Origin of the sequence: Bacteroides clarus YIT 12056 (assembly GCF_900129655.1) — a bacterium.
In the GTDB taxonomy this organism is placed as follows: Bacteria; Bacteroidota; Bacteroidia; order Bacteroidales; family Bacteroidaceae; genus Bacteroides; species Bacteroides clarus.
In genome coordinates this window covers 372,679-391,069 of record NZ_FQWK01000003.1, presented here as the reverse complement: position 1 = coordinate 391,069, position 18,391 = coordinate 372,679, and the positions used below count along the sequence as shown (strand labels likewise).

The following is an 18,391-nucleotide window of genomic DNA, read 5'->3' as shown; positions in this document are numbered from 1 at the left end:
AATACCTGTCATTTACTGACTTTTACGTGTACTTATTTTATTCTTCTGTATCCGTATACGGCGTTGTTTCCTAGCTCTTCTTCGATGCGTAACAGCTGATTGTATTTGGCCATACGGTCTGAGCGGCTTAAAGAACCGGTTTTGATTTGACCGCTGTTGGTCGCTACGGCAATGTCCGCAATCGTAGCATCTTCCGTTTCACCGGAACGGTGGGAAGTAACGGTTGTGTAGCCATGACGGTGCGCCATTTCGATGGCATTCAGCGTTTCTGTCAAGGAGCCGATTTGGTTTACCTTTATCAGTATGGAGTTTGCGCAACCTTTTTCGATACCCATGGCGAGGAAGTCCACATTGGTGACAAACAAGTCGTCACCTACCAGTTGGCAGCGATTTCCGATGCGGTCGGTCAGTTTCTTCCAGCCTTCCCAGTCGTTTTCGCTCATTCCGTCTTCGATAGAATCGATAGGATATTTGTTAATCAGTTCTTCCAGATAATCAACTTGCTCGTTGGCTGTGCGTTTCTTGCCTTTCTCGCCTTCGAATTTACTGTAATCGTAAATGCCGTCGTGATAGAATTCGGAAGAGGCGCAGTCCATAGCAATCATTACGTCCTTACCCGGTTCGTAGCCGGCAGCCTTAATGGCGGCAATAATCGAGTCCAAAGCGTCTTCCGTTCCTGCCAGACCGGGAGCGAAACCGCCCTCATCGCCAACGGCGGTACTGAGGCCGCGGTCGTGCAATACTTTCTTCAGGGCGTGGAACACTTCTGCACCCATGCGCAGGCCTTCGCGGAAAGAATTGGCGCCTACCGGGCGTATCATAAATTCCTGAAAAGCGATAGGGGCATCACTGTGCGAACCGCCATTGATGATATTCATCATCGGAACCGGCATTACATACGTATTTGTTCCACCGATATAGCGGTAAAGGGGAACGTCGAGGTAGGCCGCCGCCGCTTTGGCTACGGCAAGTGAAACACCCAGAATGGCATTGGCGCCCAGATTGGATTTGGTCTTTGTGCCGTCCAGCGCCAGCATGGCATGGTCGATGCTCATCTGTTCGAGAGCAGACATGCCAATCAGTTTGGGAGCGATGATATTATTAATATTGTCAACGGCTTTCAGCACGCCTTTGCCGCCGTAACGTTTCTTATCGCCGTCGCGCAATTCCAGAGCCTCATGTTCGCCGGTGGATGCGCCGGAGGGTACGGAAGCGCGGCCGATAAAGCCTGACTCCAATATTACATCAACTTCTACAGTAGGGTTTCCTCTTGAATCGAGAATCTCACGTCCGATAATCTTTTCTATTTTCATCTTATTTTATTTTAAATGTAAATTCTATGACTATAACAAGCGAAAACGGAAAATTGTTCGGGTTTTCAGTCTTTTATTACGAGTCCCAACAGGCTGGTCAGGTCCATGGCTTGGTGGGTACTGACGATAGCTCCCCGTATGTCCGGCAGATTGACATGTATGCCCTCGATATGCGAATCACTCAAATCGATGCCTCTTAGCGGAGTATGCGAAAATTCCGCTTCCACCAGTTCGCAATCTGTAAAGGCGACGGAAGTCAGTTTGCAGTCGTTGAGGTCGCTGTTGCGCAAATCACAGGTGGCGAATTCCGCCTGGTTGATTTTACTCATGGACAGATTGAGATATCTTGCATTGCAATCCCGCATCCTGCAATGATTCAGAATCGTTTCGGGCAGGTTTGTCCCGACCAGCTTGCAGGAAATGAATTCTACCCGGAAAAGGGAGCTCTCCGCAAACGATATATTGGACAAATCGCAATGCTCGAAACGGACATCCGTAAAGTGGGTTGCCTTCAGTTTGCAGTTGTTGAACTGTACATGACTGAAAGTACAATTGGTGATACTCTTATAAGAGCAATCGATAGACTCTTCCGTCTGTCTGTTGAAGCGCAGCCCTCTGACGGTTTCTTCTGTCACGAACCATTCCTTGAGTGATTTGGAGCTCTCGGCCTGTCCTTCAAGAGTGGGCGAGACAATCCGTACGGGCGGCATGCTGAAAAGTTTGCTCGGTTTCATGGCTGCCATTTTAAAAGGTCTTTCCTAAAATACTTCCGCCCAATACCGCAAAAAATCCCAATAAAATACTTAATAAGGTATATAGGGCGAATAACCCGTAGAATCCTTGTTTTATCAGCATCAATCCGTCGTTGGAGAATGTGGAAAAGGTGGTGAAGCCGCCGCACAAGCCGGTAGTCAGCAGCATTCTTACTTCCGTGGATAAGTTGAAGCGCGCGGACAAGGCATAGAACAATCCTATCAGGAAACTTCCGATGATGTTTACGGCAAATGTGGCCCAGGGAAAGGAGTAGGGTACTATCCGTTCGTGGAGCGCCATTTGCGTGCAATAGCGCAATACGCTGCCGGTGCCGCCGCCAAGAAATATGGCTATCAGTATTTTAGTCATAATAATCGAAGTCTGGTATTTGGTTGGCAAAGATAATGTTTTCATCCCATTTGTATTTTCGACTGGGCGTCTTTTCTTTAAAAAACAGGTTTATAATCACTTATGCAAACGTTTGCTTTTATTTCATATCTATTTTCATTTGATAACTTTAAATCAGGAGACTTTCCTGCTTATATTTGCATCAAATAAATTATAAACCATAGCATGAGAAACATGAAAGCAATTTGCACTAAACTAACCTGCTTCCTGCTTGCCCTTTTTATGGGCAGCGCAGCAATGGCCGGGAGCATAACCTCGCCCAACGGCCAACTTCAATTAAACTTCTCCGTCAATCCTCAAGGTGAACCTGTCTATGAACTTTTCTATAAAGGAAAGGCCGTTATTAAACCTTCAAAGCTCGGTTTGGAACTGAAGAACGATCCGGGACTGATGAACGGATTCACTCTGACCGATACCCAAACTTCCACATTCGATGAAACATGGGAACCGGTGTGGGGTGAAGTGAAACAAATCCGCAATCACTATAATGAAATGGCCGTAACGCTGAACCAGAAAGCGCAAGACCGTAATATCATTATCCGTTTCCGTCTTTTCAACGATGGTCTCGGGTTCCGTTATGAGTTCCCCTTGCAGAAGAATCTGAATTACTTCGTTATCAAAGAAGAACGTACCCAGTTTGCCATGGCGGGTGACCATAAGGCATTCTGGATTCCGGGTGACTACGATACGCAGGAGTATGACTTTACAGAGTCCAAACTCTCCGAAATCCGCGGCCTGATGAAAGGAGCCATTACCGGTAATGCGTCGCAGACGCAGTTCTCTCCGACAGGCGTACAGACTTCTCTTCAAATGAAAACGGCCGACGGCCTGTATATCAATCTGCACGAAGCCGCTTTGGTAGACTACTCTTGCATGCACCTGAACCTGGATGATAAGAACCTGATTTTTGAATCTTGGCTGACACCCGATGCGGTAGGTGATAAAGGTTATATGCAGGCTCCCTGCAAGTCGCCGTGGCGTACGGTGATTGTAAGTGACGATGCGCGCGATATCCTCGCTTCCAAGCTGACTTTGAATCTGAACGAGCCTTGCGCTTATGAAGATGTTTCCTGGATTAAACCGGTGAAGTATGTAGGCGTATGGTGGGAAATGATTGCCGGTAAGAGCACATGGGCATATACGGACGATCTTCCTTCCGTTAAGTTGGGCGAAACGGACTATTCCAAAACAAAACCCAACGGACGTCATGGCGCCAATAATGAGAATGTGAAGAGATACATAGACTTTGCGGCCGCCAACGGTTTCGACCAGGTGCTGGTAGAGGGCTGGAACGAAGGTTGGGAAGACTGGTTCGGGCATTCCAAGGATTATGTTTTCGATTTTGTAACTCCGTATCCCGATTTCGATGTAAAGATGCTGAATGCATACGCCAAGAGCAAAGGCGTTAAGCTGATGATGCATCATGAAACCTCTTCTTCCGTCCGCAATTACGAACGCCATATGGATAAAGCCTATCAGTTTATGGTGGACAACGGTTATAACGCCGTGAAGAGCGGCTACGTAGGCGATATCATTCCCCGCGGCGAACATCACTACGGACAGTGGATGAACAATCACTATCTCCATGCCGTAAAGAAAGCCGCCGACTATAAAATCTGTGTCAACGGACACGAAGCCGTACGTCCTACCGGGCTGTGCCGTACTTATCCGAACCTGATTGGTAACGAGTCCGCCCGCGGTACCGAATACGAGGCATTTGGCGGTAGCAAGCCGTTCCACACTACACTGCTTCCGTTCAACCGCCTTATCGGCGGTCCGATGGACTATACTCCGGGTATTTTCGATACAAAACTGGATTTCATGGGCGACCTACCTCACGGACAGGTGCAAACCACGCTTGCCAAGCAATTGGCTCTTTACGTAACCCTTTACAGTCCGCTGCAAATGGCTGCCGACCTGGTGGAGAATTACGAGAAGCACATGGATGCGTTCCAGTTCATCAAGGATGTAGCCGTAGATTGGGATGATAGCAAATATATCGAGGTTGAACCGGGAGATTACATTACCGTAGCCCGTAAGGCGAAAGGTACCGATAACTGGTTTGTAGGCGGTATCACAGATGAAAACGCCCGTACGGCCGACTTTACGCTCGATTTCTTGACACCGGGCAAGCAATATGTGGCTACCCTGTATGCCGACGGTAAGGATGCCGACTACAAAGAGAACCCCACTTCCTACCGGATAAAGAAAGGCATCGTAACCGCCAAAACCAAAATGTCCGTTAAAGAAGCGCGTAGCGGTGGCTTTGCGCTGAGCTTGATTGAAGCTACTCCGGCCGACAAGAAAGCTGTGAAGAAGTGGAAATAATCAGGGTAAAAAGAGTTTCCGATTAGGTATTGGTTGGCTCCCCGCCGGATTTTCGTTCGGCGGGGAGTCTTTTTATTATTTTTTTAGAGGTGGAAAATGGCGCTAACAAGGAAACTTCTTTGTACCTTTGCGGCCGTTAATAAAATAACTAATAACACAAGGAACTTATGGGAGGTTTTTTCGGAACAGTCGCCAAAGCAAGTTGCGTGGCAGATTTGTTTTACGGCACAGATTATAATTCGCACTTAGGGACAAAACGTGGCGGTATGGCTACTTACGATCAGGAAGAAGCGACTTTCAAGCGCTCTATCCACAATTTGGAAAGTACCTATTTTCGTACGAAGTTTGAAGATGAGCTGGATAAATTCAAAGGAAATTCCGGCATCGGCATCATCAGCGACACAGACCCTCAACCTCTTATCTTAAATTCCCATCTCGGTCGTTTTGCCATCGTCACAGTTGCCAAGATTGTGAATCTGGAAGAACTGGAAGCCGAACTTCTGGAGCAAAACATGCACTTTGCCGAATTAAGCTCCGGCAAAACCAACCAAACAGAACTTATCGCTTTGCTGCTGATACAGGGCAAGAATTTTGTAGACGGCATTGAGAATGTATATAAGCATATTAAAGGCTCATGCTCCATGCTTCTGCTCACTGAAGACGGCATTATCGCCGCACGCGACCGTTGGGGGCGTACTCCTGTTGTCATCGGCAAGAAAGACGGCGCTTATGCGGCCACCAGCGAGTCGAGCAGTTTCCCGAATCTGGGTTACGAGGTAGACCGCTATTTGGGTCCGGGCGAAATTGTCCGCCTGCATGCCGATGGAGTAGAGCAGATGCGCAAGCCCGATGAGGAGATGCAGATATGCTCTTTCCTGTGGGTTTATTACGGTTTCCCCACTTCCTGTTATGAGGGAAAGAATGTGGAAGACGTACGTTTCTCTTCCGGATTGAAGATGGGACAAACCGATACTTCGGAAGTGGATTGCACTTGCGGTATTCCTGATTCCGGCGTAGGCATGGCGTTGGGGTACGCCGAAGGAAAGGGAGTGCCTTATCATCGCGCCATTTCAAAATACACTCCGACATGGCCGCGCAGCTTCACGCCCAGCAGACAGGAAATGCGTTCGCTGGTGGCGAAGATGAAACTCATTCCCAACCGCGCCATGCTGGAAGGCAAGCGCCTGTTGTTCTGTGACGACTCCATAGTCCGCGGAACCCAGTTGCGCGATAATGTAAAGGTGCTTTATGAGTATGGAGCGAAAGAGGTACACATCCGTATCGCCTGTCCGCCGTTGATATATAGTTGCCCGTTTGTCGGCTTCACGGCATCCAAAGGCGATTTGGAGTTGATTACCCGTCGTGTCATTAAGGAGCTGGAAGGCGATGAAAACAAAAATCTTGAGAAATACGCCACTACCGGTTCGCCGGAGTACGAGAAAATGGTAGAAGTTATCCGCGAGCGTTTCGGTCTGTCTTCATTAAAATTCAATACGCTGGAGACACTGGTTGAGGCTATCGGCCTGCCTAAATGTAAACTTTGTACCCACTGCTTTGACGGTAGCAGCCACTTTTGATTGACAAAATAGTTATCAAGGAATAAAAAAGGGTCGTGAATTGCTTGGCAGTTCACGACCCTTTTTTTAACTTTACGGCAGGAAAACAGTAAAATAGCGATTAGGGTTTAGTGATTAGTGATTAATGCCGTTCGGATAAAGAGGGAGGGCGCGGTTGCAGCCTACCGACCGTTAATCGTTCATCGCTAATCACTAATCACTAAACCCTAATCACTAATCATTATGACTTTAGTAGAACGTTTTTTAAAGTATGTAAGTTTCGATACGCAATCGAATGAGGAGAGTGGAGTAACTCCGAGTACTCCGGGGCAAATGGTATTTGCCAGGTTTTTGAAAGAAGAATTGGAATCTTTGGGTTTGGAAGATATTACGTTGGATGAAAACGGTTATCTGTTTGCCACCCTTCCTGCCAATACAGATAAGCCTGTGCCTGTTGTCGGCTTCATCGCGCACATGGATACAAGTCCCGATATGAGCGGAAAAGATGTTTCTCCGCGCATTGTAGAGAATTACGACGGCAAGGATATTGTTCTTTGCGCAGAAGGGAAAGTGGTTCTTTCTCCCGCCCAGTTCCCGGAACTGCTCGACCATAAGGGAGAAGATTTGATTGTCACCGACGGAAAGACTTTGCTGGGCGCCGATGACAAAGCGGGTATCGCGGAGATTGTTTCGGCGATAGCCTATCTGAAAGAGCATCCTGAAATCAAACACGGTAAAATCCGTATCGGTTTCAATCCCGACGAGGAAATAGGTTTGGGAGCGCATAAGTTCAATGTCGAGCAGTTCGGCTGCGAATGGGCCTATACCATGGATGGTGGTGAAGTGGGCGAGTTGGAGTTCGAGAACTTCAATGCGGCTTCCGCCAAGATTGTGTTCAAGGGACGCAATGTACATCCGGGATACGCCAAAAACAAGATGATAAACTCTATCCGCGTAGCCAACCGTTTTATTTCCATGCTTCCCGGCCACGAAACGCCGGAACATACCGAAGGTTATGAAGGATTCTATCACCTCATCGGCATTACGGGTGAAGTGGAGCGGACTACGGTTTCCTACATCATTCGCGACCACGACCGTGTTCGTTTTGAGAACCGCAAGAAAGAGTTTGAACACCTTGTCCGCAAGATTAACGCCGAATATGGCGAGGGTACGGCCGTACTGGAGCTGCACGACCAATATTATAATATGCGCGAGAAGATTGAACCGGTGATGCACATCATCGATACTGCTTTCAAGGCTATGGAAGCTGTCGGCGTAGAGCCTCACGTAAAAGCTATTCGCGGCGGTACGGACGGTGCGCAACTTTCGTTCAAAGGGTTGCCTTGTCCCAACATCTTTGCCGGCGGTCTGAATTTCCACGGACGTTACGAGTTCGTTCCCATTCAGAACATGGAGAAGGCCATGAATGTTATCGTCAAGATCGCCGAACTCGTTGCCGCCCAATAACTCACAACTTATAACTCATAACTCATTCCTCATACCATGAAAACCACTCCGTTTACAGAAACACACATCTCGCTGGGCGCTAAGATGCACGAATTTGCGGGATACAATATGCCTATCGAATATTCCGGTATCATTGACGAACATCTCACCGTTTGCAAGGGCGTCGGCGTATTCGATGTCTCCCACATGGGAGAGTTTTGGGTGAAAGGCCCGCATGCTTTGGACTTTTTGCAGAAAGTCACTTCTAACAATGTGGCCGCCCTTACGCCCGGTAAAGTACAGTACACTTGCTTTCCCAATGAGGATGGCGGTATTGTAGACGATTTGCTGGTCTATCAGTACGAACAGGAGAAGTATCTGCTGGTTGTCAACGCTTCCAATATCGAGAAGGACTGGAACTGGTGTGTGTCTCATAATACGGAGGGGGCTGAATTGGAGAATGCTTCCGACCGTATGGCGCAGCTTGCGGTACAAGGACCGAAAGCCGTCGAGGCATTGCAGAAGCTGACGCCTGTCAATCTTTCTGAGCTTCCATATTACACTTTTACGCATGGGGAGTTTGCAGGCGAGCCGGATGTCATAATCTCCAATACCGGCTATACCGGAGCCGGAGGTTTTGAACTTTATTTCTATCCCGAAGCGGCGATGAAGATATGGAATGCCGTGTTCGAGGCAGGTGCGGAGTTCAGTATCAAGCCTATCGGCTTAGGTGCCCGTGATACGCTTCGTCTTGAGATGGGGTTCTGCCTGTATGGAAATGACCTGGATGATACCACGTCGCCCATCGAAGCCGGGCTGGGATGGATTACCAAGTTTGCGGAGGGTAAGAACTTTACCAACCGTCCGATGCTGGAGAAACAGAAAGCGGAGGGTACGGCGCGTAAATTGGTTGGCTTTGAAATGGTGGATCGCGGTATTCCCCGTCACGGTTATGAATTGCAGAGCCCGGAAGGCGCTCCCATTGGCGTGGTTACGTCGGGTACCATGTCGCCTACCCGTAAAATCGGTATCGGTATGGGATATGTGAAGCCCGAATATAGCAAGGTTGGTACGGAAATCTGTATCGATATGCGCGGGCGCAAGCTGAAAGCGGTGGTGGTACGTCCGCCGTTCCGGGGCAAAGTATAGGATTGTGAAATAAAGATACCTTATTTTATTTAAAACAATCAAGGCTGAATTTTAATTCAGCCTTGATTGTTTGATAGCGGTAGGCCTGAATTTCTAAAACTCAATATTATTACATATCGGGAGTTAAAATGCTAAAATTGCTCTGACACAAAGACGCCCGTCATCGTTTTTGTAGGTTTGATTAATGTAGCTGTCAAGAAAATCACCGTACCATGCGCGATTGAAATAATCTTGATTAGGATTTGCAGTGTGTTTCTCCGGAGCTTCCGAACTCGACCAATAGCCTAAGTAGTTATTGGAAGGGTCATTGTTCCTGCGTATTGAAAAGTTCTCGGCACTACCGGCTGCTTGGGTGTTTAATGTACTGAACTTTTTCTCGATTAAGGTTTTGTTGGATGTGTTTGCAGGAATATCATACCCAAGATCCCAGATACTTCCGTTGATAATCCCCGAGTATATAAGGGAAAGTTCCTTGATGGAGGGAAGATACCACCCGCTACTCTTATCGGGAGCCGTATTGCTTGCCGCATAAGTATCTATGGATTGCAGGATGGTGGCTTTACTGCCGCTATTGCTTTTGTTGTATTTTTTGATAACTTCCGTATTGTTATATCCTAACATCATATTCAGATTGCCGTCAGGGTCTTCATCTCTGGTCTTTGCGATAAGGATGCTGACATAAGGCTCGGAAAGGCCGGCATCGCCGATAGCTGCATCGGCTGTCTGCCAAATTACTCCTTTGCCGGCATCTTTCAATGCTACCACAAGTCCGTGGTTACCGGTAGACGTGTCGCCTATCTTTGCTCTTAATACAGCGTCGTCTTTTGCTACATCGCCCACATGAAAGATTACGCCTATGCATGTTTTGGAAGAGATAAGAGAGGCGGAGAAAGTGCCGTCGCTGTAATAATAGTCACCTGTGTTGACTATTGCGGTGTATTTCAAAGCGCGGGTGGCTATTGTTTTCCGGCCGTCTGCGCCTATAATGCTTACTTCGAGCATGGCGGTTTCGCCGTCAGCAATGTCCTCGGGAGCGGTAACCGTTACTTTGGCGTCATTCTTGCAGTTGCCGGTAGCCGGGTCAAATGTAGGATGTTCCACACTCACTGTCCAGGGGAGAGCGGCGGCGCGGGTTTTGATATCCGTGCTTGTACCCCGGTCGCTGGTGATTTGAGCCATGATAGCGGTATAGCTGTCTGCCTTGAGGTCGCTGGGCAGACTGAGAGGAATGTCGGTAGCAAGCTCGGTGAGGGAGATGGCGGCATTGGTGTGTTCCGTATCCGTACCTATTTGGAAAGTCTTGTAGCGGGGAAGCCGGATTTTGGTTGTGCCGTCGGCCAGCGTCAGCTCTATATAGTCGTCGTTGTCGGTATCGATACCGTCCGTTGTGAAGATGGCGTCGCCTTGAGGTCCCGTTACTTTTGTCCAATTGGCGCCGTTGTCCACACTGAGATAGGTCGCATCCGCCTCATAAGCGGAACCGCCGCTTTCCGAATTGAGCGTGCTGCCTGTTTTCAGCCGGGGAGTGGGGGCGGTAGCTCCCGGTTCGCCGGTGACACGCAGCCGTTTGCCGTCGACACGGAGATAATCGCCGTTTAAAGTCCAGTAGTAGATACCGTTATCCTCTTTTGCGCTGATTTGGGGAGTGGCTCCGGCAATACCCTGCTCGCCGTTTCTGATGGTGACGGCTCCGCTTTTCACAAAGTTTATTACGTAGCCCGAGCCATCGGTGAGGGGAGTTACGCTCGTCACATAGTCGTTGTCGCTTTGTGCATTGATGATGGACTGCAAGCCGGCGATGTTGTCGTTTACCAATGCTTGCCATTTCTCAATAGCCGATATGCGTGCGGCAAGAGTTGCCTGTTCTCTGCGTATCTCGGCTAAATCATTTTGCATACAACCGCTCAGAGCCGCTATGACCGTGAGCAGTAAAACTAAGTTCTTTTTCATAATATATCCGTAAGTATTGTTGTTTGCTTTTCTGCCGATATGCCGGCGTCTGCCGTTGTCTGTGTAAGACGTGTGGGGTGTTGCTTCTTCTTGGAGAACAAGGTGAGAAGTGCAGGAGGTGTCTTGGAGAGTTTGTTTGCTTTGAGCCATGTGTTATATTGTTAAGTTAAACATACAAAAAACGTGAGTTGCTGTATTTGTTTATCCTACAATCAGGCCTTCGCATTGCCCCACCCATGGATAAACAACAGCCACTCACGCCATTTTGTATATAGATACTCCTCTACCGGATACACCGATGGAAAAGTAGGTATATAACACAGACGTGAGCGTTGTTGTTATCATCTTCATGGGTTTCAAAGTTGCGAAGTTTGATTGTAGAAGATAATTTCAATAACGCTTCTTAAAAAATAATTAGTTTCGTTGCGCTCAATGGAACTTTCGCAAAGATAAGTAGTTTTTTGTTAAGAGAGAATGGATTGTCCACTTTTTATTTTGTTTCTTTTAGGCATAAGCTCTCTCCGTTTTCAGTTTGATGATATTTACCTTCACCTTCCACACGCCTGTTTATGCGGGATAGCGGGTGAAACCTTGTTTTCGGCTTTGAAATGTTTGAAGGGCGCCGGCAAATGTGCACGGAGGTAATTGTGTAAGTAAATCCGTCTTGCGAGACGAAAAGGACCATCCCGCAAGACGGATTTATCCATCCCGCAAGACAAAATAATCCGCCTTGCGGGATAAATAATTTCATCTTGCGGGACGCTTTTGTGTACGGTGATAATCGTCTTTGGTGCGCTTGAAAAGTCTGTTTGATAGGCTTGAAAACTTTTTTTGATGTACATCCTGTCGTTTGGCTGAACCTGAGTATGCGCGGTATAATAAAAAAAGGGAATCTGTATCAGACTCCCTTTTTCTGCTTCTTTAAAAAACAGATTATTTCTTACGGTTACCGTAACGGCTCATGAACTTATCAACACGACCGGCTGTGTCAACCAACTTAGACTTACCGGTGTAGAACGGGTGAGAAGTGCTGGAGATTTCCAGCTTTACCAATGGATAAGTTTCGCCTTCGAACTCGATAGTCTCTTTAGTATTTACAGTAGAACGAGACAAGAACACGTCGCCGTTTGACATATCTTTAAATACTACCGGACGGTAATTTTCAGGATGAATACCTTTTTTCATTTCAATATTTGTTTTTTAATTTATATTCTGTTACTATTTTGGTAATAAATAGTGTAATGGTCTTTTTCAGTGCGCAAAGATAATGCTTTTCTATGAAATGAAAAAAGGTTTTTTGCAAAAAAAAGCCGGAAATTGATAGGTTTATAGCTTTTTATTTTAGATTTTTGCAGGAGATTAATACCATATCACCTATGAGAAAACTGATTGTATTCTTTTCTTTCTGGTTCGGCGTTACAATAGTCACGGCACAGAATACGGAGCGCAAGCTGTACAGCATAGCGTTTTATAATCTTGAGAATCTGTTTGACACCATTCATGACGCAGGCAAGAACGACCATGAGTTTTTGCCCGATGGCAGTTATCGGTGGAGTGTGCGGAAGTACGAAGCCAAACTGCATAATCTCTCGAAAGTACTGAGCTCCCTGTCACGGGATCTGGTTCCAGAGGGGCCGGCGGTAATCGGCGTGGCGGAAGTCGAGAATCGAAGGGCGTTGACAGACCTTGTCAGCCGGCCGGCCATATCCAACTACAAGTTTGTGCATTATGAAGGACCCGACAGACGCGGTATCGACTGCGCGCTCCTGTATGACCCGCAGCAGTTTACCGTGACGAACTCCAAACTGGTGCTCTCCACTCCGTTTGAAGGGGATACGGTGCATCTGACACGCGGTTTCCTCATTGTGGACGGCCGAATGGCAGGTGAGCGTGTGTGCTTCATCGTGAATCATTGGCCTTCCCGCGGAGCGAAATCACCGGTGCGTGTGCATGCCGCCAAGCAGGTAAGGGCGCTGACGGACTCCTTGCTGCGTGAGGATAAAAAACTGAAACTCTTTGTCATGGGAGATATGAACGATGACCCGATGGACGAAAGCATGCAGACTCTGGGAGCCCGTAAATATGTGTCGGGCATGAAAGCGAGTCAGTTCTACAATCCCTGGTGGGAGATACTGGAGGATAAGGGCGTGGGAACTCTGCTGTATCGCGGCAAGTGGAACCTGTTCGACCAGATTGTACTGTCCAGGCCGGTGGTGAAAGCGAAGAAAGGATTACGCTACGACCATAGCGAGGTCTTTATCCGCGACTATCTGATTCAGCAGGACGGCAAGTACAAAGGTGCGCCTCTGCGTACCCATGGCGGGCGTGTATGGCTGAACGGTTACAGCGACCATCTGCCTACGATTGTTTATCTGAAAAAGTAAGCGGGCGCCGGATGTTACACAAGCTCTTGGTTTATATCAGGAGCAACTGTCATTCAGAGCGTACAAGCTGATTACGTGTATTTACTTTATATATAATAATGTGTAAATAATCGGCCGGAACGTAAACTTGCTTTCCGGCTTTTTTGTTTATAGAGGTGAGAATGCAAAAGGCTGAATGAACAGACAGATGCAAGAACTTTGTAATATGGAGATTACAATATTCTGTTAATTCAAGCCAATGGCTTTAAAATAGAACAGATTTGACAGATAAATAGAGATATTTTATTCTTCTCCCGTTCTTCTTTTTAAAGGATAATGCTTACTTTTGCGTAGAATTTTAATTCACTAACAATAAACTTTAAACAAAATGGTTAATTACAAAGATTTAGGCCTTGTAAACACAAGAGAAATGTTTGCTCGCGCTATCAAAGGTGGATATGCAATCCCTGCATTCAACTTCAATAACATGGAACAGATGCAGGCTATCATCAAGGCTGCAGTAGAGACTAAGTCTCCGGTTATCCTTCAGGTATCCAAGGGTGCTCGCCAGTATGCTAACGCTACTTTGCTGCGTTACATGGCTCAGGGCGCTGTGGAATATGCCAAGGAACTGGGCTGCAAACATCCTGAAATTGTTCTTCACCTTGACCACGGAGATACTTTCGAGACTTGCAAAAGCTGTATCGATTCAGGTTTCTCCTCAGTAATGATTGACGGTTCACATCTTCCATACGAAGAAAATGTAGCTCTGACAAAGAAGGTTGTTGACTACGCTCACCAATTCGATGTTACAGTAGAGGGCGAACTCGGCGTATTGGCAGGTGTAGAAGATGAAGTGTCTGCTGAACACCACACATATACTAACCCTGAAGAAGTTATTGACTTCGCTACTCGCACAGGTTGCGACTCTTTGGCTATCTCTATCGGTACTTCTCACGGTGCATACAAGTTCAAACCCGAACAATGCCACGTAGATCCCGCGACAGGTCGCCTGGTTCCTCCTCCTCTGGAATTTGCGGTATTGGATGCCGTAATGGAGAAACTTCCGGGATTCCCTATCGTACTCCACGGTTCTTCTTCAGTTCCTCAGGAAGAAGTTGATACTATCAATAAATTTGGCGGTAAGCTGGAAGCGGCTATCGGTATTCCTGAAGACCAACTGCGTAAAGCTGCCAAGTCCGCTGTTTGCAAAATCAACATCGACTCAGACTCTCGTCTGGCTATGACCGCTGCTGTTCGTAAGGTATTCGCTGAGAAACCGGCTGAATTCGACCCGCGTAAATACCTGGGCCCGGCTCGTGACAACATGGAGAAACTTTACAAGCACAAAATCATCAACGTGCTTGGTTCGGAAAACAAATTGGCTCAATTGGACTGATAGGGTTAATCTGATTATAAAAAAGGGGAGTGCATTTCAATGCACTCCCCTTTTTACTTTTAGGTACGGATTGAACGGAGCTTTACGGTACTCTTTGGATTTCCGTGGTTTTCCGTACAATCCGTGCCTGGCTCATATCAAATCCGGGTCTGTTTACAACTCGATAACCAGTGATTCACGCGCTCCCATCTTCAACTCTTCTCCGAAGGCGATCGTTCTGCCGCTTAGAATGTCTTTACCTTGTTTGGCGCCTTTCAGTATTTCCTTGTAGAACTTCAAAGGAACGGCGGTTGCAGAGTCGGTACCGTTCAGCATTACGAAAACGGTCTTGCCTTCGTGCTGACGGGCATAGGCATATACGCCGTTCTGTACCATGAACTGGGTCATGCTGCCTTTGGCAATCACATCGTTTCCTTTACGCCAGTTCAGTATTGTTTTGTAGAAGTTGTAGCAATCGTTTTGAATTTTGCTGCGGCCTTCGGCTGTCAGTGCGGTCTCTTTGTCGTCTACCCAGCCGCCGGGGAAGTCCTTGCGGACATAACCGTCACTCTTGTTCTTTACGCCGTTCATCATAATTTCCGTTCCGTAGTACAATTGCGGAATACGGCGGGTGGTGAGCAGCAGGGTAGAGGCTTGCTTCAGCATCGGAAGATTGTCGCCCTCGCCCAGGAAGCGGTCGGTATCGTGGTTCTCGATGAAAGCGAGCACCGATGCCGGATTCGGGTAAAGGAAGTCATATACGAAACTGTTGTACACCCGGTCTAATCCTTTAAACCAGGTTTCCGTCTCTTCCGTTTTGGCGATATTGATTTTGTCGTAGAAACTGAAATCCATTACTGTCTTCAGATTGCTGTTCTTCGGGGCGGACAGTTTGGAGTCTTTTTGCCACCATGCGGTGTATGCCGGTTCGGTTACCCATGTTTCGCCTACGGTATTGTAGTTGGGGTATTCTTCATTCAGTTCTTTCATCCAGTTGCTCATGGCGTCATAGTCGGCGTACGGGTAAGTATCCATGCGGATACCGTCTATGTCGGCATATTCAATCCACCAGAAACTGTTCTGAACGAGATAGCGGTATACATGCGGGTTCTTTTGGTTGAGGTCGGGCATGGCGGTTACGAACCAGCCGTCGTTCATCTGGCTGAAATCGTATTTCGATGCGTACGGGTCTACGTGGGGAGTCAGCTTGAAGGATGTCTGCACAAAGCTGTTTTCATGGTCGGGATTGTTGAACCAGTCTTTGCAGGGCATGTCCTTTATCCATACGTGCTCTACGCCGCAGTGGTTGAAAATCATATCCATTACGATTTTAATGCCGCGTGCATGAGACTTTTCGATGAGTCGCTTATATTCTTCGTTGGTGCCGAAGCGGGGGTCTACCTTGTAGTAATCGGTGGTGGCATAGCCGTGGTAAGAACCGCCGGTCATGTTGTTTTCCAATACCGGAGTAAACCACAAGGCGGTCACGCCCAAATCGGAAAAATAGTCGAGGTGCTGTTCGATACCCGCGAGGTCGCCGCCATGACGGGCATTCGGGTCGTTGCGGTCTATCTTGTACTCTGCCATGCCTGCTATCTGGTCGTTGTCGGGATTACCGTTGGCGAAACGGTCGGGCATCAGCAGGTAGAGCGCGTCGGACGCGTCGAAACCTTTGTGCTCGCAGCCCTTTTTGGCACGTGCCTTTAGCTCATACTCTTTGACGAGCTTTTTCTTGCCTTGCGTAAAGGTGAGTGTCATTTTACCGGGTTTCACGTCTTTGTCCAGCTTGAGATAGACCAGCAGGTAATTGTTGCTTTCCAACTTGACTGTACTACTCAGCGAGACGCCGGGATAGTTGACGGATACCGCCGTATTGCCGATGCCTTCACCATATACCATTAGCTGAAGTTCGGGGTTTTGCATGCCGGTGTACCAAAACGGAGGGTCGATTTTGTTTACGTTCATGGCTGCATACGTACTGAGGGAAAGTAGGAGCGTTCCCAAAATGAAGAATACTTTTTTCATGATATTAGCTTTTCGTTGTTTTCTGCGCTAAATTAAAAAAAATAGCGGAGAAGGCTGTCGCCTCTCCGCTATTATCCTTTATGCAGGTTATGCAAACGTTTTCACTGCTTACATCAGGAATCCCAACAGGATACCGGCGGCTACCGCCGAACCGATAACACCCGCTACATTCGGACCCATGGCATGCATCAGCAGATAGTTGGTCGGGTCGTATTCCAAACCTACTATTTGAGAGATACGCGCAGAGTCGGGTACTGCAGATACGCCTGCATTACCAATCAGCGGATTAATTTTATTGCCTTTCTTCAGGAAGAGATTGAATATCTTCACGAAGATTACGCCGGAAGAGGTTGCGACGATGAATGAGAATGCGCCCAGACCGAAAATCCATAATGAGTCTGTGGTCAGGAACTCGGATGCTTGCGTGGAAGCACCTACGGTCAGACCCAGCAGGATGGTGATTGTATCAATCAGCGGACCGCTGGCAGTGTTGGCCAGACGACGGGTTACACCGCTTTCCTTCAACAGGTTACCGAAGAACAGCATACCCAGCAAAGGCAGGCCGGACGGAACGAGGAAACAAGTGAGTAACAGACCGATAATCGGGAACATCACTTTTTCCGTATGAGAAACAACGCGCGGCGGTTTCATGCGGATAAGGCGTTCGTTCTTGCTGGTAAGCAGACGCATGATAGGCGGCTGTATTACCGGTACCAACGCCATGTAGGAATAGGCGGACACCGCGATTGCACCCATCAGGTTGGGAGCCAGCTTGGACGAGAGGAAGATAGCCGTCGGGCCGTCTGCACCACCGATGATGCCGATAGCCCCGGCTTGCATCGGATCGAATCCGATGGCTAAGGCTGTCATGTATGCGCCGAAGATACCGAATTGCGCGGCTGCGCCGACCAGCATCAGCTTCGGGTTCGAAATCAGGGCGGAGAAGTCCGTCATGGCTCCGATACCCAGGAAGATGAGCGGCGGATACCATCCGGAAGTCACTCCTTGATACAGAATGTTGAGCACAGACCCTTCTTCATAGATGCCGACTTTCAATCCGGCTTCCATGTTGAAAGGGATATTACCGATCAGCATACCGAAACCGATAGGTATCAGAAGCATCGGCTCAAATTCCTTGGCTACCGCCAAGTATATGAAGAACAAACCTACCAGAATCATTACTACGTGGCCTGCCGTTGCATTGGCAAAACCCGTATATGTCCAGAAGTCGGCAAGGTTATTTCCTAAAAATGTGATAAATTCTCCCATATTATTCAATAATTACAAGGTCAGTACCTTCGAGTACGGATTCTCCTTTACTAACATTAATAGCGGTAATCTTACCGTCTTTGTCGGCATTGATGTTGTTCTCCATTTTCATGGCTTCCAGGATGATGATAACCTGGCCTTTCTTCACTGTATCGCCCACATTGACCTTGATGTCAAGGATAACGCCGGGCAGCGGAGACTTCACGCCTGACTTGCCGGTTGATGCGGCGGCCGGCTTAACGACCGGAGTGGCCGGAGCGGCCGGAGCCGTACTTACAGGACGCACTACCGGTTTGACAGCTGCTTTCGGAGTTTTCTCCATTTCAACCTTATAGGGAGTACCGTTCACTTCTACGTGGGCGATATTATCTTCAATATCTCCAATGGTAACCTTATATACGTTACCGTTGATTTTGTATTTATATTCTTTCATCGTTTTATCTTTATTAAAGG

Annotated in this window: 14 protein-coding genes; 6 read left to right on the top strand and 8 right to left on the bottom strand. The window is 47.7% G+C overall.

Annotation, left to right across the window (positions count from 1 at the left end):
- Nucleotides 1–32 precede the first annotated feature (32 nt).
- From eno to crcB, 3 genes are all read right to left on the bottom strand, one after another.
- Nucleotides 33–1,313, bottom strand: coding sequence for a phosphopyruvate hydratase (gene eno / locus BUB52_RS06310; RefSeq protein WP_009121438.1), 1,281 nt, complete (start codon nucleotides 1,311–1,313; stop codon nucleotides 33–35).
- Between the two features lie 65 nt (nucleotides 1,314–1,378).
- Entirely contained in the window at nucleotides 1,379–2,047 is a 669-nt protein-coding gene (locus BUB52_RS06305; RefSeq protein ID WP_039950561.1) for a pentapeptide repeat-containing protein, read from the bottom strand.
- 10 nt (nucleotides 2,048–2,057) lie between these two features.
- The gene (gene crcB / locus BUB52_RS06300) at nucleotides 2,058–2,435 is read right to left on the bottom strand and encodes a fluoride efflux transporter CrcB (RefSeq protein WP_039950498.1); all 378 of its coding nucleotides are present in this window, start codon (nucleotides 2,433–2,435) and stop codon (nucleotides 2,058–2,060) included.
- Nucleotides 2,436–2,639: 204 nt separating this feature from the next.
- Here crcB and BUB52_RS06295 point away from each other — a divergent pair, with 204 nt between their 5' ends.
- The 4 genes from BUB52_RS06295 (at nucleotide 2,640) to gcvT (ending at nucleotide 8,953) form a co-directional block, all read left to right on the top strand.
- The gene (locus BUB52_RS06295; protein WP_009121441.1) at nucleotides 2,640–4,802 is read left to right on the top strand and encodes a glycoside hydrolase family 97 protein; all 2,163 of its coding nucleotides are present in this window, start codon (nucleotides 2,640–2,642) and stop codon (nucleotides 4,800–4,802) included.
- A 167-nt stretch (nucleotides 4,803–4,969) separates the two neighbouring features.
- Complete coding sequence (locus BUB52_RS06290) at nucleotides 4,970–6,379, top strand: amidophosphoribosyltransferase (protein WP_009121442.1); 1,410 nt, start codon at nucleotides 4,970–4,972, stop codon at nucleotides 6,377–6,379.
- A 222-nt stretch (nucleotides 6,380–6,601) separates the two neighbouring features.
- Complete coding sequence (gene pepT, locus BUB52_RS06285) at nucleotides 6,602–7,825, top strand: peptidase T (protein ID WP_009121443.1); 1,224 nt, start codon at nucleotides 6,602–6,604, stop codon at nucleotides 7,823–7,825.
- Nucleotides 7,826–7,861: 36 nt separating this feature from the next.
- Nucleotides 7,862–8,953 (top strand): glycine cleavage system aminomethyltransferase GcvT, encoded by a 1,092-nt coding sequence (gene gcvT / locus BUB52_RS06280; protein ID WP_009121444.1) that lies wholly within the window; start codon nucleotides 7,862–7,864, stop codon nucleotides 8,951–8,953.
- Between the two features lie 123 nt (nucleotides 8,954–9,076).
- Here gcvT and BUB52_RS06275 read toward each other — a convergent pair whose 3' ends face one another.
- Nucleotides 9,077–10,903, bottom strand: coding sequence for a PL29 family lyase N-terminal domain-containing protein (locus BUB52_RS06275; protein WP_157183391.1), 1,827 nt, complete (start codon nucleotides 10,901–10,903; stop codon nucleotides 9,077–9,079).
- Between the two features lie 933 nt (nucleotides 10,904–11,836).
- Nucleotides 11,837–12,088 carry a type B 50S ribosomal protein L31 gene (locus tag BUB52_RS06270; RefSeq protein WP_004289781.1) on the bottom strand — a complete coding sequence of 84 codons (252 nt, stop codon included), beginning with the start codon at nucleotides 12,086–12,088 and terminating at the stop codon, nucleotides 11,837–11,839.
- A 191-nt stretch (nucleotides 12,089–12,279) separates the two neighbouring features.
- On the opposite strand from BUB52_RS06270, the gene BUB52_RS06265 reads away from it, so the two are divergent.
- The gene (locus tag BUB52_RS06265; protein ID WP_009121447.1) at nucleotides 12,280–13,287 is read left to right on the top strand and encodes an endonuclease/exonuclease/phosphatase family protein; all 1,008 of its coding nucleotides are present in this window, start codon (nucleotides 12,280–12,282) and stop codon (nucleotides 13,285–13,287) included.
- Nucleotides 13,288–13,654: 367 nt separating this feature from the next.
- On the top strand, nucleotides 13,655–14,665 hold the full coding sequence (locus BUB52_RS06260) for a class II fructose-bisphosphate aldolase (protein ID WP_009121449.1): 1,011 nt from the start codon (nucleotides 13,655–13,657) through the stop codon (nucleotides 14,663–14,665).
- A gap of 153 nt (nucleotides 14,666–14,818) precedes the next feature.
- Here BUB52_RS06260 and BUB52_RS06255 read toward each other — a convergent pair whose 3' ends face one another.
- The 3 genes from BUB52_RS06255 to BUB52_RS06245 form a co-directional block, all read right to left on the bottom strand.
- Nucleotides 14,819–16,669: a glycoside hydrolase family 13 protein gene (locus BUB52_RS06255; protein ID WP_009121450.1), complete on the bottom strand. Its 1,851-nt coding sequence runs from the start codon at nucleotides 16,667–16,669 to the stop codon at nucleotides 14,819–14,821.
- 108 nt (nucleotides 16,670–16,777) lie between these two features.
- A complete protein-coding gene (locus BUB52_RS06250) occupies nucleotides 16,778–17,938 on the bottom strand; it encodes a sodium ion-translocating decarboxylase subunit beta (protein ID WP_009121451.1) in 1,161 nt (386 codons plus the stop codon).
- A gap of 1 nt (nucleotide 17,939) precedes the next feature.
- Nucleotides 17,940–18,371 carry an acetyl-CoA carboxylase biotin carboxyl carrier protein gene (locus tag BUB52_RS06245; RefSeq protein ID WP_022219586.1) on the bottom strand — a complete coding sequence of 144 codons (432 nt, stop codon included), beginning with the start codon at nucleotides 18,369–18,371 and terminating at the stop codon, nucleotides 17,940–17,942.
- Between the last annotated feature and the right edge of the window lie 20 nt (nucleotides 18,372–18,391).